This is a genomic window from Stappia sp. G46H5W (genome assembly GCF_058448995.1).
The window spans coordinates 48,510-61,512 of the sequence record NZ_JBZFLL010000006.1 but is presented as its reverse complement, the minus strand read 5'-3'; the positions used below and the strand labels follow the sequence as shown (position 1 = coordinate 61,512).

Annotated in this window: 14 protein-coding genes; 4 read left to right on the top strand and 10 right to left on the bottom strand. The window is 70.5% G+C overall.

The annotated features are described in order from the left end of the window. Positions 1-8 precede the first annotated feature (8 nt). Both ACVJ6E_RS18535 and ACVJ6E_RS18530 read left to right on the top strand, forming a co-directional pair. Positions 9-1,214 carry an acyl-CoA dehydrogenase family protein gene (locus tag ACVJ6E_RS18535; RefSeq protein ID WP_120270673.1) on the top strand — a complete coding sequence of 402 codons (1,206 nt, stop codon included), beginning with the start codon at positions 9-11 and terminating at the stop codon, positions 1,212-1,214. Continuing rightward, positions 1,211-2,239 carry a phosphotransferase family protein gene (locus ACVJ6E_RS18530; RefSeq protein WP_120270674.1) on the top strand — a complete coding sequence of 343 codons (1,029 nt, stop codon included), beginning with the start codon at positions 1,211-1,213 and terminating at the stop codon, positions 2,237-2,239. Before ACVJ6E_RS18535 ends, ACVJ6E_RS18530 begins: the two co-directional genes overlap by 4 nt. A gap of 12 nt (positions 2,240-2,251) precedes the next feature. On the opposite strand, the gene ACVJ6E_RS18525 is transcribed toward ACVJ6E_RS18530, so the two are convergent. After that, on the bottom strand, positions 2,252-3,253 hold the full coding sequence (locus ACVJ6E_RS18525; protein ID WP_120270675.1) for a helix-turn-helix domain-containing protein: 1,002 nt from the start codon (positions 3,251-3,253) through the stop codon (positions 2,252-2,254). Beyond that, positions 3,250-3,816 (bottom strand): isochorismatase family protein, encoded by a 567-nt coding sequence (locus tag ACVJ6E_RS18520; RefSeq protein WP_120270676.1) that lies wholly within the window; start codon positions 3,814-3,816, stop codon positions 3,250-3,252. Before ACVJ6E_RS18520 ends, ACVJ6E_RS18525 begins: the two co-directional genes overlap by 4 nt. 216 nt (positions 3,817-4,032) lie before the next feature. Between ACVJ6E_RS18520 and ACVJ6E_RS18515 the strand changes: the two genes are divergently transcribed. Further along, positions 4,033-4,578 (top strand): alpha/beta hydrolase, encoded by a 546-nt coding sequence (locus ACVJ6E_RS18515; RefSeq protein ID WP_120270677.1) that lies wholly within the window; start codon positions 4,033-4,035, stop codon positions 4,576-4,578. On the opposite strand, the gene ACVJ6E_RS18510 is transcribed toward ACVJ6E_RS18515, so the two are convergent. After that, positions 4,570-5,973, bottom strand: a complete 1,404-nt coding sequence (locus tag ACVJ6E_RS18510) for an aminotransferase-like domain-containing protein (RefSeq protein ID WP_120270678.1) — start codon at positions 5,971-5,973, stop codon at positions 4,570-4,572. The two genes, ACVJ6E_RS18515 and ACVJ6E_RS18510, sit on opposite strands and share 9 nt — an antisense overlap. Before the next feature lie 107 nt (positions 5,974-6,080). Between ACVJ6E_RS18510 and ACVJ6E_RS18505 the strand changes: the two genes are divergently transcribed. Further along, complete coding sequence (locus tag ACVJ6E_RS18505; RefSeq protein ID WP_491676509.1) at positions 6,081-7,040, top strand: LysR substrate-binding domain-containing protein; 960 nt, start codon at positions 6,081-6,083, stop codon at positions 7,038-7,040. On the opposite strand, the gene ACVJ6E_RS18500 is transcribed toward ACVJ6E_RS18505, so the two are convergent. The 7 genes from ACVJ6E_RS18500 to ACVJ6E_RS18470 form a co-directional block, all read right to left on the bottom strand. After that, the gene (locus tag ACVJ6E_RS18500; protein WP_120270680.1) at positions 7,019-7,531 is read right to left on the bottom strand and encodes a cupin domain-containing protein; all 513 of its coding nucleotides are present in this window, start codon (positions 7,529-7,531) and stop codon (positions 7,019-7,021) included. The genes ACVJ6E_RS18505 and ACVJ6E_RS18500 overlap by 22 nt on opposite strands. Next, the gene (locus ACVJ6E_RS18495; RefSeq protein ID WP_120270681.1) at positions 7,528-7,962 is read right to left on the bottom strand and encodes a cupin domain-containing protein; all 435 of its coding nucleotides are present in this window, start codon (positions 7,960-7,962) and stop codon (positions 7,528-7,530) included. The genes ACVJ6E_RS18500 and ACVJ6E_RS18495 overlap by 4 nt, the downstream gene beginning before the upstream one ends. A 12-nt stretch (positions 7,963-7,974) precedes the next feature. After that, positions 7,975-8,568 carry a LysE family translocator gene (locus ACVJ6E_RS18490; RefSeq protein WP_067222903.1) on the bottom strand — a complete coding sequence of 198 codons (594 nt, stop codon included), beginning with the start codon at positions 8,566-8,568 and terminating at the stop codon, positions 7,975-7,977. 132 nt (positions 8,569-8,700) lie between these two features. Then, positions 8,701-9,300, bottom strand: a complete 600-nt coding sequence (locus ACVJ6E_RS18485) for a tyrosine-protein phosphatase (protein ID WP_491676508.1) — start codon at positions 9,298-9,300, stop codon at positions 8,701-8,703. Between the two features lie 144 nt (positions 9,301-9,444). Then, positions 9,445-11,199, bottom strand: a complete 1,755-nt coding sequence (locus ACVJ6E_RS18480) for an ABC transporter ATP-binding protein (RefSeq protein ID WP_120270683.1) — start codon at positions 11,197-11,199, stop codon at positions 9,445-9,447. Further along, the gene (locus tag ACVJ6E_RS18475) at positions 11,196-12,047 is read right to left on the bottom strand and encodes an ABC transporter permease (protein ID WP_067222899.1); all 852 of its coding nucleotides are present in this window, start codon (positions 12,045-12,047) and stop codon (positions 11,196-11,198) included. The genes ACVJ6E_RS18480 and ACVJ6E_RS18475 overlap by 4 nt, the downstream gene beginning before the upstream one ends. Beyond that, entirely contained in the window at positions 12,044-12,997 is a 954-nt protein-coding gene (locus ACVJ6E_RS18470; RefSeq protein WP_120270684.1) for an ABC transporter permease, read from the bottom strand. Before ACVJ6E_RS18470 ends, ACVJ6E_RS18475 begins: the two co-directional genes overlap by 4 nt. Between the last annotated feature and the right edge of the window lie 6 nt (positions 12,998-13,003).

Sequence of the window (13,003 nt, the reverse complement as noted above, 5' to 3'; positions counted from 1 at the left end):
GGGCATTCATGGATTTCACCCTTTCCCCCGAGATCGCCGGCCTGCGCGCCGAGATCGCCGCCTTCGTCGAAGAGCACCTGATCCCGCTGGAGAGCGATCCGGCGTCCTACGACGCGCACGAGAACATCGCCCCGGATGTGCTGGCGAAGATGCGCGCCAAGGCCCGCGAGCAGGGCCTGTGGTGCCTGCAGCTGTCGCGCGAGAACGGCGGCCGCGGCGTCGGCAAGATGGGCATGGCCGTGTGCTACGAGGAGATGAACCGGTCGATCTTCGGGCCGGTCGTCTTCAACTCCGCCGCGCCCGACGACGGCAACATGATGATGCTGGAAGCGCTCGGCACGCCGGAGCAGAAGGAGCGGTGGCTTGCGCCGATCGCGCAGGGCAAGGTGCGCTCGGCCTTCGTGATGACCGAGCCGCATCCGGGCGGGGGCTCCGACCCCGGCATGATGCAGACCCGCGCCGTGCGCGAGGGCGACGACTATGTGGTCACCGGGCACAAGTGGTTCATCACCGGCGCGGAGGATGCGGCGCATTTCGTGCTGATCGCCCGCACCTCGGACGATGCGCGCGCCGGGCACACCGCCTTCCTGTTCCACCGCGACCAGCCGGGCTGGGAAATCATCCGGCGCATCCCGATCATGGGACCGGAAGAGCATGGCGGGCATTGCGAGCTGCGCTTCGACGGGCTTCGCATCCCGGCGGAGAACGTGCTGATCGGCGAAGGACGGGGCCTCAAGGCGACGCAGACGCGGCTCGGGCCGGCGCGCCTGACCCACTGCATGCGCTGGCTCGGCCTGTCCAAGCGCTGCGTCGAGATCGCCCGCGACTACGCCTCCAAGCGGATGGGCTTCGGCGTGCGGCTGGCCGACCGGGAGAGCGTGCAGGTGATGCTCGGCGAGCTGGCGATGCAGATCGAGATCGGCCGCATGCTGGTGATGAAGGCCGCCTGGGAGATCGACCGGGGCGGCTACGCCCAGAAGGAAGTGTCGATGGCCAAGGTGCATGTCGCCAACCTGCTGCACAAGGCGGCCGACACGGCGATCCAGATCAACGGCGCGCGCGGCTATTCCAAGGACACCGTGCTGGAATGGATCTACCGCTACGCCCGCCAGGCGCGGCTGGTCGACGGCGCCGACGAGGTGCACAAGATGGTGCTCTATCGGCACCTGGAAAAGGACGGGCGCGACGCCTGGCGCTGGGAGACCGGAGAATGAGCGGACCCGGCTTCGACGCGGGGAGGCTCGCCGCGCGGCTCGATGCCGAGCTCGGCCCCGCGGAAACGGGGATAACGCTGGAGCGGATCGGCGGCGGCCAGTCCAACCCGTCCTTCTTCCTGGACCGGGGACACAAACGCTACGTGCTGCGCAAGCAGCCGGGCGGGCCGATCCTGCGCGGGGCCCATGCCATCGACCGGGAATATCGGGTGCTGCAGGCGCTGGCGCCGACCGGCGTGCCGGTGCCGCGCCCGGTGCTCTATTGCGAGGACGCCGAGGTGATCGGCACGCCGTTCTACCTGATGGAGCGGGTCGAGGGGCGCGTCTTCACCGACACCTCGCTGCAGGAGCTCCCGGCAAGCGAGCGCCGCGCCATCTGGATGGCGGCGGCCGAGGCGATGGCGGCGATGCACGCCATCGTGCCGGAGGAGGTCGGCCTTGGCGACTACGGCAAGCCGGGCAACTATTTCGAGCGGCAGATCAGCCGATGGGACCGGCAATATCGCCAGTCGGAGCTGGCGCCGATCCCTCCGATCGAGGCGCTGTTCGACTGGCTGAGCGCCAACCAGCCGGCGGACGACGGACGCGTGTCGCTGTGCCATGGCGATTTCCGGCTCGGCAACCTGATGTTCCACCCGAGCGAACCCAAGGTGGTGGCGATCCTCGACTGGGAGCTGTCGACGCTCGGCCATCCGCTGGCCGATCTCGGCTTCTGCTGCATGCCCTGGCACACCGCGCCGGAGGAATATGGCGGGCTGCTGGGCATCGACCTTGCCGCGATGCAATTGCCACAGGAAGACGAGTTCGTCGCCTGCTACATGCAGGCGGCCCCCGGCTCGCCCCCGCTCCTGCCCTTCCACAAGGCCTTCGCGCTCTACCGCTTCGCCGTGATCTTCGTCGGCATCGCGGAGCGGGCACGGCTCGGCAATGCCTCCGATCCGGAGGCCGCGAAACTGGCGCCGCTCGCCGAGCGCTTCGCGCTCAGGGCGCTGGAGATCGCCGAAGGGCGGCCGCACGCGCTCTAGGTCGCTCCGCCCTCAGGAGGCGGCAGCGCGCAGGCTGGTCGGCGAGGCGGGATGCAGCCGGTTCCAGGCCCGGCGGAACTGGCGGGCGGAGGAAAAGCCGGCACGCGCGGCGATCTCCTCCATGTCGAGCCGCGAGCCGAGCACCATCTCGCGCGCCAGCGCGATGCGCATGCGGTTGACGAAGTCGGTGACGCTGAGCCCGGTATGCTCGTTGAACAGGCGCGAGAGATTGCGCGGGCTGGTGGCGGCAAGGCGCGCGAGCGCCGTGACGGTCCAGGCGCGGGCCGGATCGCCGGCGACCGCGTCCTGCACCCGGTGGATGGCGGGATGGATGTGGTTGCGCCCTTCCAGCCAGGGCGAAAGCTGCGGGTCGGCGCCGCCGCGCCGCAGATAGACGACGAGATAGCGCGCGACCGAAAGCGCCACGTCGTGGCCGGCCTCGCGCGCGACGATGGCCAGCATGAGATCGATGCCGGCGGTGATGCCGGCGCTGGTCAGCCGCTCGCCGTCCTCCACGAACAGGCGGTTGTCGCGCACCCGCGCGGTGGGTGCCGCGCGGCGCAGGTCCTCGATCGCCGCGTGATGGGTGGTGCATTCGCAGCCCTCAAGCAGGCCGGCACGGGCGGCAAGCAGCGCGCCGGAACAGATCGTCACCAGCCGGATGCCGGGGCGCACCGCCCGGCGCAGCCAGTCGGCGATCTCCGCTTCCAGCGGCGCGTCGTCCTTGCGCGTGTCGGTCTCGCTCCCCAGCGGCCTGTCGGCCGCGCCCGAGACCACCACCATCGCCCCGTCCGGCAAGGCGGCGGGCAGCGGCGCGATGCCGGTAACCGCAAGGCCGACGGAGCTGGTAACGTCCGCTACCGGGCCGACATAGGCGACGTCGAAGCATAGCTGCGCCTGCTCCATGTTGGCCTTGCGCAGCACCTCGACCGGGCCGGCAATGTCGAGCAGCAGCGCGCGCGGGGGAACCACGACGAAGACGGGTATGGTCCGCACGCGCGCTGCCTCGTTCATGCGGCGAGCCTACCGTCCGCGGCGGCGACCAGCGCCTCCTCCACCGTGGCGATGCGGGCGAAGCGGCCGGCAAGCACCAGCTCGCTGCGGGCGCGGATTTCGGCGGCGCTCCACTCGCGCCCCGCCGCATCGACCATCGGGAAGGTCAGCGTCGCCTCGCCGACGAAGTCGACCTCGTATCCAAGATCCGAGGCATGGCGCGTGGTGGTCTCGCAGCACTGCTCGGTGCGGATGCCCGAGACGATCAGCCGGCGGATGCCGCGCTCGGTCAGCCAGACATCGAGGCCGCTGCCGACCAGCGCGCTGTGGCGCCGCTTGCGGAAGACCGCATCGGCGGCAAGGCGCAGCGGGGACAGCGGCACGACGAAGCCGGAGCCTTCCGAGAACGGGCCGGTCTCTTCCACATGGAAGACCTGCACCAGCGGGATGCCGGCGGCAGCGGCGCCGTCGATCAGCGCCTGCTGGCGCTCCAGATAGAGGCTGAGCCCGTCTTCGCGGAAGTAGGACCGGTGGCGAAAGGATTCCTGGGCATCGACGACGATAAGAGCGGTATCTGCGGACATTTTCCGTATCTCCTAGCAAGGGACAGTATCCGCAGGATAGCGCTGCCCTGAAAGGGCGAAATGCGCAGGCAGGACGGATGAGGGACACTTCGCGCCAAAACACTGCAGCCGGAAGGCCGTGAGAAATGCTCCCTCTCGCCTGAAATCCCTTCAGTTTCCTTCGGTGGCCAGGGGCCTGTAGTCTCCTCATCGCGGCAACCAGGGGACGGGCGCGCAATGACAGACGGACTGGTTCTTCCCGGCATCGGCGGATCGGGCGAGACGCATTGGCAGAGCCTGTGGGAAGCGGAGGATGCCGGTCTGAGGCGCTTTGCCCCGGCCGACTGGGACCGGCCGGAGCTTGCCGAGTGGACGGGCGCGCTGGAGCAGGCACTGGCCGGCTTTTCGCGCCCGCCGCTGCTGATCGCGCACAGCCTCGCCTGCCTTCTGGTCGCCCATGCGGGGATGCGGCTTTCGGGCCGCGTGCGCGGGGCCTTCCTGGTCGCCGTGCCGGACCCGGACGGGCCGGCCTTTCCAACTCAAGCAGCGAGCTTTCGCGACGTGCCGGCGCGGGCGCTGCCGTTCCCGGCGCTGATCATCGCCAGCAGCGACGATCCCTACGGCAAGCCGGAACATGCCCGCCGGCGGGCGCGAGACTGGGGGGCCGGGCTCGTCGAGATCGGCGCGCGCGGCCATATCAACGGAGCGAGCGGTCTCGGGGATTGGCGCGAGGGGCGGAGGCTGTTCGATGCTTTTGCCGCCGGAGCGCGCGCGTCAGGCTAGGACAGGCGCCGACGCGCCTGCCCCTAGATTTTCGACAAGGCCGGCAATGGCGCGCAGCGCCGTCTCCAGCTCGTCCATGGCGGGCGCGCCGAGGCACAGCCGCACGCCGCAGGAGGCCTCATCCGCCGGGGTGCCGGGCGCAGCGGCGGTGGAGGCGGGCGGCGTGACGAGGATGCCCAGCGCCCGGGCGGCGGCCTCCAGCGCTGCGGCCTGCCCATGTCCAAGCTGGGGGCCGAGCGGCAGCCAGACGTGATAGCCGACATGGCGCGCGTCGCGCATCGCGGGGCCGAGGATCGTCCCGGCCAGCGCCCTGCGCCGTGCGGCCTCCTCACGGATGGCGGTGCCGATCGCCTCGGCGGTGCCGTCGAGCACCCATTGTTCCATCACCACGCAGCCGAGCGGCGAGATCATCAGCCCGCTGGCATGGAGCGCAGCTTCCGTGCGGGCGACAAGGGCCGGGGGAACGACGAGCGCGCCGACGCGCAAGGAGGGGTTCAAGGTCTTCGACAGGCTGTTGATGTAGACGACGCGCTCGGGCGCAAGACCGGCGAGCGGGGGAAACTCCGCCTCCGGCGCCAGCGTGTAGACATCGTCCTCCACCAGCATCACGTCGCGCGCCCGGCAGACCGCGACGATGGCCTCGCGCCGGCCGCGCCCCATCGAGCCGGTGGTCGGGTTCTGCATGGTCGGGGTCAGGTAGACCGCGATGCCGCCCGCCTCCTCTCGAAGATCGTGTAGTGCCTCGTCCAGTGCATCGGGCAGCATGCCTTCGCCGTCCATGGCGACGCCGACGATGCGCAGGCCCATATGCCGGGCAAGGGCGAGGACGCCGGGATAGGTCTGCGCCTCGACCAGCAGCGTGCCGCCGGGGCCGCAAAGGGTGGAGAGCGCGACGGCGAGCGCATGCTGGGCGCCGCCCGCCAGCAACAGGCACTGCGGGTCGGCCTCCATGCCGAGGCGGCGGAACCAGCGGGCCATCTCGTTGCGGTAGCGGGCATGGCCGGCGACCGGCGGATAGGTGTTGAACACATCCGCATCGAGCCTGCGGGAAACGGCGGCCAGGGTGCGGGCAAGCAGCCGCTCGCTGACGCCGGAGGGCGGGGCGTTGCGCGACAGGTCGATGAGCGGGCCCTTGCGCGCCTCGGTGGCGGCGACGAAGCTGCCCGAGCCGCGCACCGAGCGCAGCAAGCCGCGCCGTTCCAGCACGGCATAGGCCTTGGTCACGGTGCCGAGCCCGATGCCGAGGCGCCAGGCGAGATCGCGCTGCGCGGGAAGGCGCGCGCCGACCTCAAGCGCGCCCGACAGGATGTCCTGCGACAGGGCGGCCGCGAGCCGCTCTCCGGGCGAACCGGACCCTTCCGCCAGGCGGGGCCGCCAGGGAGAGCGCAGGCGCATGCGAAATCTCCTCAAGTGTAACGTGACACTTTTGCTGTTTTATCGAAGTGTCACAGCCAATAGCATCCCGGCTCGTGAAAGTCCCGCCTGACCGGATCGGACCCCAGATGCTCCAGCATGCCCCCTCTCCCTCGCCTGCCCTCTCGCCGCCGCAGGAGGCAGGCCGCCCCATGCGGCTCGGCGTGCCGCTGACGGCGCTGCGCGCCTTCGAGGCGGCGGCGCGCCATCTGTCGATCAAGGAGGCGGCGGGCGAAATCGGCGTCACGCCGTCGGCGGTGAGCCACCAGCTGCGCGTGCTGGAATCGGTGCTGGGCGTGGAGCTGATGCGCCGCGTCGGGCCGCGGCTGGAGCTGACCGAGACCGGACGCATGCTGTCGCCGGAGCTGACGGCGGGCTTCGGCCGGATCGCCGGGGCGGTGGGGCTGCTGAAGAGCGAGCGCACGCTCGGCCCGTTGCGCCTGTCGATGCTGCCGACCTTCGCCGCGCACTGGCTGTCGCCGCGGCTGACCCGCTATCCCTTCGCCCGTGCCGGGTTCGAGTTGCTGATCTCGACCGGGCAGGACCGGGTGGACCTTTCGGCCGGGGCGGCGGATGCGGCCGTGCGGCATGGCGACGGCCAATGGCCGGGCGTCGTCGCGGAGCGATTGTTCGAGGAGACGGTGGGGCTGCTCGGCGCGCCCGGCATGGCGACGGGCGGGGAGGACGAGTTACGCGCCCGTGTCGACCGCACGAACCTCTTCCTGTCGCAGAACCGGCGGGAAAATTTCGCCCGCTGGAACGCGTCGCTGCCGGGCGGGCCGTTGCAGCCGGCGGCGGTGACCATCGTCGATTCCGCCGGGCTCGGCCTCAAGGCCGCCATCGACGGGGCCGGCGTGACCCTGGCCGGGATCGAGATCGCCGGACAGGACATCGCCGCCGGGCGGCTCACGCCGCTGTTCGCCCACAAGGTGCCGGCCAATGCCGGCTACTATCTGTGCTATCCGCCGGCGCTGGAACGCGACCGGCGGATCCGCAACGTGCGCGCCTGGCTGCTGGCCGAGGCGGGTCAGGCCTCGCCGTCCCAGTAACCGGCGGTCGCATCGCCGCGCAGCACTAGGTCCAGCCGCCGCGCCGCCTTGTCGCCGCCGGGGGCGGAGCCGGCAAAGACCACCAGCTTGCCGCTATCGGGATATTCCATCACGTCCGGCTCGCGCATGCTGCTGATGGCGAGATAGCGCAGCGGCGCGTCCGGTCCGGCGATCAGCTGGTGCGCGGCCGCAGGCCCGCCGGCCGGGCAGACGACGACATCGCCCGCGGTGACCGGGTGTTCATCGCCCCCGTAGCGCAGCCGGCCGGAGCCGGCGAGGATCACGAACATCTCGTCATTGGCGTGATGGCAGTGGAACGGCCAGGCCTTCTTTCCGGCCGGCACCTCCACATAGCGCGCGCCGAGATGGCGGGCACCAAGCGGCGCGGCGATGGCGGCCGTGCCGGCCTCGAAGGTCTCGCCATGGCGCTGGGTCTGGAGCGGCAGGGCATCGGGCCGCACAATCGGGGGCCGCACGATCGGGGAGGTCATAGGTCACCTTTGTCGTTTGCGTTATCGGGAGGAAGGGGCGCCCAGCCGTCCGTCTCGACCTCGATGCGGTCGCCGGCGGTCGAAGGCGAGGAGACGAGGACGAAGACCAGATCGCCAGCGCCATCGTTGCGCACCCAATGCGGCCGGCCGGGCGGAACGTGGATCGCCTGGCGCGGGCGGGCGCGCAGCGCCCCTTCCGGCATGCGCAGGGTCATCTCACCCTCCAGCACGTAAAAGACCTGGCGGGCACGGCGGTGCAGGTGCGGCGTCTCGCTGGTGCCCGGCTGCATCAGCTCCTGGCGCAGCTGCAGGCCCTCCTGATCCAGCAGGCGCCAGCCGAGGCAGCCCTCGCCCCAGGCGTAGAGATTGTCGGCCCCCGCCTCGGTGAGCGAGACGGCGGAAGCGACAACGGGTGCGGTTTCGCGGGTCATCGGCGTCTTGCCTCACAGCCAGAACAGGACGGCGGTGAGGGCGGCGAGCGCGGCCATCGTCCGGTTGACCAGCAGCAGCTTGCGCCGATCCTTGAGCACTTGCCGCAGCCCTGCGCCGAAGGCCGCCCAGACCGACATGCAGGGAATGCCGATCACGGTGAAGACGAGGCAGACCATCGCCAGCCGGCCGGCATAGCCCTCGCCGGGCGCGACGAAGGCGGCGATCACCGTGCCGGCGATCAGCCAGGCCTTCGGATTGACGAACTGGAAAGCGGCAGCCTGGAAGAAGCCGATGGGGCGGGCCATGGAGGCATCCCGCAATTCGCCCGCGCGCCAGAGCTTTGCCGCCAGCCACAGCAGATAGAGCGTGCCGATGACCTTCAGCGCCACCTGCAGCCGCGGCTCCAGCGCGAAGATGGCGCCGAGACCGGCACCGACCGCGCTCAGCTGCACCGCGACGCCGAAGGGAATGCCCAAGATATGCGGCCAGGTGCGGGCCATGCCGAAAACGAGGCCGGAGGTCGTCAGCATCAGGTTGTTGGGGCCCGGCGTGATCGACATCACGAAGGCATAGATGGCAAGCGCCATCAGCGAGGTGGGATCCATGTGCGCAATCGTCCTTGTCGACGGCCCGCCTGGATGCGGACCGCCGGGGACAGTTGAGCACGGACGAAGGCCGTCGGCTGCTGAGTTTTCGTCAGGGAAAGATGAGCCGGGCTAACGCGGCCGGCCAACGGCTCAGGAGGCGGTGAAGCCGAGCCAGTGCTCCAGCTGCTCGAAGCTCTCGTCCATCGGCCAGGCCCGCGACAGCCAGGGCAGCGGCACATGGCCGAAGCGGAAGGACAGCTGCGCCTCTGCCTCCTCCTCGTCCGCCCCCGCGATGGCGGCCATGTAGAGGGAGGCGGCAAGGCCGGTGCGGTCCGACCCGGCGCGGCAATGGATGAGCAAGGGCTTGGGCGCCTCGCGCATCAGGGTCACGAGCTGCTCCGCTTCGGCCCGCGACAGGACAAGGCTTTCGGACATGGCGAAGTCGAGATGCCCGATGCCGAGTTGCTCCGCCGCTGCGCGCTCGCCCTCGTACCAGGGGGCGCCGGGGCTGGCGCCGCGCAGGTTGAGGATGGTGCGGATGCCGAAGCGCTCGCGCTGGCTGGCGATGTCCGCGCCCGAGGGCTGGGCCGAGCGGTAGAGCTCGCCGGCAACGACCGTGTGGAGATTGCCGGTGAGCTGCAGCAGGACCGCATGGCCGACGCACAGGACAAGGACGGCGGCAAGGGTCAACGCCCCGCGCCGCAGCCATCGCCAGAGACCCGCACGGGCCGGCCGTTTCGTCTTGGTCACACGCAGATCCCGGCAGGGCGGGCAGTGCGCCCGCGGCACAAGTCGTCCAATGCGCGAGATCATCGCGCAAGCCGGCCCGCCCGTCGAGCGCCGGCGGACGCCACGGCTTGCGCCCGAATGTCGCGCGAGGGAAGGCCCGCCCGCTCAGGCCGGCAGGGGCCGCAGGCGGTGGGCGCTCTCCAGATGGATGCGCGGCACGGCGGCGAGCAGGCTGCGCGTGTACTCATGCTGCGGGTCGGTGAAGATCTCCTCGGTCTCGCCTTCCTCGACGATCTCGCCGGCGCGCATGATCGCCACCCGGTCGGCGAACTGGCGCACGGTCGACAGGTCGTGGGTGATGAAGAGGAAGGACAGGCGGTGCTCGTCCTGCAGGTCGGAGAGCAGGTTCAGCACCTGCGCCCGCACGGAGACGTCCAGCGCCGACACCGCCTCGTCGGCGACGATGAAGCGCGGGTCGAGGGCCAGCGCCCGGGCGATGGCGATGCGCTGGCGCTGGCCGCCGGAGAACTGGTGCGGATAGCGCGAGACATAATCCGGGTCGAGGCCGACGCGGGCAAGCAGCGCCCGCGCCCGCTCGTGCCGCTCGGCCGGCCCGGCAAGGCCGTGGATGGCGAGCCCGTCGGTCACCGCATCGCCGACGGTGCGGCGCGGATTGAGCGAGGCGAACGGGTCCTGGAAGATCGTCTGCACCTGGCGGCGGAAGGCCATCAGCTCGTCGCCGCGCAGGGAGACCACATCGCGGCCGCGATAGAGGATGTCGCCGGAGGTCGGCCGGTCGAGCCGGGCGACGCAGCGCCCGAGCGTGCTCTTGCCCGAGCCGGATTCGCCGATCAGCGCCGTGGTGGTGCCCGGCGCGATGGTCAGGCTGACGCCGTTGACCGCGTGCAGGGACTTGCCGCCGAAGGGCAGAATGCCGCCACTGAGGCGGAACGTGCGGTGCAGGTCGCGCAGCTCCAGCGCCGGCACTGCCGCATCCTCCTTGCTCTCGGCCAAAGAGGCGGGCGCGGCGGGAACCGGGGCGGAGGGCGCGGAAGAGGCCACAGGAGCGGGCGCGCCATCGGCCCGGCCGAAGATCGCATCCGTGTCGACGGTCGGAAAACGCAGGCCCGGCGTGCGCGGCAGCTCGACATCGGGCGCGGCCGCGATCAGCGCGCGGGTGTAAGGATGCTGCGCCCGCGTGAAGATCTCCGTGACCGTGCCCTGTTCCACCACCTTGCCGCGATAGAGCACCACGACGCGGTCGGCGATGCCGGCGACGACGCCGAGGTCATGGGTGACGAAGACGACGGCCGAACCGAGCTCGCGCTGCATCTTGAACAGCAGCTCCAGCACCTGCGCCTGCACGGTGACGTCCAGCGCGGTGGTGGGCTCGTCGGCGATGATCAGCGCCGGATCGGCGGCGCAGGCGATGGCGATCATCACCCGCTGGCGCATGCCGCCGGACAGCTCGTGCGGGAAGGCGCGGGCGCGCGTCTTCGCATCGCGGATGCCGACCCGCTCGAGCAGCGCCACCGCCCGGCGCATGGCCTCGGCCCGGGTGACGGGGAAATGCAGCAGCAGGACCTCGGCGATCTGGGCACCGACCCGCATGCCCGGATTGAGCGCGGTCATCGGCTCCTGGAAGATCATCGAGATCTCCTTGCCGCGCACCGCGTTCATGCGCTTTTCGGACGCCTCCTGCAGCGCTTCGCCGCGCAGCAGGATCTCGCCGCTGCGGCGGACCGAACCGTCGAGCAGGCCCATGATCGCACGGCCGGTGACCGACTTGCCGGACCCGGATTCGCCGACGATGCACACGACCTCGCCGGGCGCCACGTCGAAGCCGACACCGTCGACCGCCAGGAAATCGCCGAAGCGGACGGACAGGTCGCGGACGGACAGAAGCGGGGCGGCGGTCATTTGCGCAGCTCCGGATTGAGCACGTCCTGCAGCAGGTCGCCGACGAGATTGACCGCCAGCACCACGAAGAACAGGGCAAGGCCCGGGAACACGGCCGACCAGGGGTTGATGTAGATGTAGTTCTTGAGAATGCCGACCATCTGGCCCCAGGACGGGGTGGGCGGCTGCACGCCGAGACCGAGGAAGCTGAGGCCCGCCTCCATCAGCAGCGCGAAAGAGAAGGTGACCGAGGCCTGCACGGCGATGATCGAATAAAGGTTCGGCAGCGCCTCGTGGCGGATCAGCCAGAGCCGGCCGGCGCCGAGCGAGCGCGCCGCCAGCACATGCTCGCGGGCGCGGATCGAGCGGGTCATGTTGTAGACGACGCGGGCGAATTGCGGGCAGTAGATCAGCCCGATCGTGCCGATCAGCGTGCCAAGCCCCCCGCCGAGCAGCGCCAGCGCGATCAGCGCGACGAAGATTTCCGGCAGCGACACGAAGACATCGATCAGCCGCATGGCGACCGCCTCGACGCGTGGGCCGCAAAAGCCGATCAGCACGCCGAGCAACGTGCCGAGCACGCCGGCGAGCAGCACCGCCGACAGGGCGACGCCGAGCGAGATGCGCCCGCCATGGATGATGCGCGAAAGGATGTCGCGGCCGAGCTCGTCGGTGCCCAGCCAATGCGCCTGCGAGGGGCCGGAGAGGATGTTGAGCGTGTCGATGGCCAGCGGATCCTGGATCGGCAGCAGGGGCGCGGCAGCTGACAGCACCGCGACGACGAGCAGGAACAGCAGGGCGGCGGAGGCGGCCAGGTTCCGCCGGCTGCCCAGCTCGCGCAGGAAGGTCGAGAGGAAGGTGGTCGTCATGCGGTGGCCCTCACGCGCGGGTCGAAGAAGCTCTGGGCGAGGTCGATCAGCAGGCTGATGAGGATGAAGATCGCGAAGATGGCGATCAGGCTGCCCTGGATCACCGGGTAGTCGCGCGAGAAGGAGGCGCTGACCAGCAGCGAGCTGAGGCCCGGCCAGTCGAACAGCGCCTCGACGATGACCGTGCCGCCGAGCAGGTTGCCGGCGCGGATGCCGATGATGGCGATCACCGGCACCATGGCATTGGGCAGCGCGTGGCGGATCATCGCCCGCCCCCGCGACAGGCCCTTGGCGCGGGCGAGCGCCACATAGTCGTTGTCCATCGTGTCGATCAGGCTGGCGCGGGTGACGCGGGCGACGACGCCCATGAAGTTGAGCCCGATGGCCAGCGAGGGCAGGACGAGACAGGACAGGTGCAGCAGCGGATCGTCGGCGAAGGGCACGTAGCCCGAGGAGGGCAGCAGCTGCAGCCAGACGCCGAAGACGACCACGAGGATGACGCCCGAGACGAAGACGGGGGCGGAAAAGCCGATCACCGAGACGATGGAGCTGATCGCGCCGGACAGGCGGCCGCGGTTGCGCGCCGACAGGATGCCGAGCGGCAGGCCGAGCAGGACGGCGACCAGCAAGCCGCCGGCGATGAGTTCCAGGCTGCGGGGGATGCGCAGCAGCAGGTCGTCGAGCACCGGCTCGCCGGAGCGGATGGAGACGCCGAAGTCGCCCTGCAGCAGGCGCATCGCCCAGTTGCCGAACTGGACGAAGAGGGACCGGTCGAGGCCCAGTTCGTTGCGCATGCGCGCAACCGCCGCCGGATCGCCGCCGGTGGCCTCGCCCAGCATGATCATCACCGGATCGCCGGGGATCATGCGGGCGACGAGGAACACCGCCACGGCGGCGATGGCCAGCGTCAGCAGGGCGGAGGAAAGCCGGTGGCCGAGGAACCTCAGCATGGAACG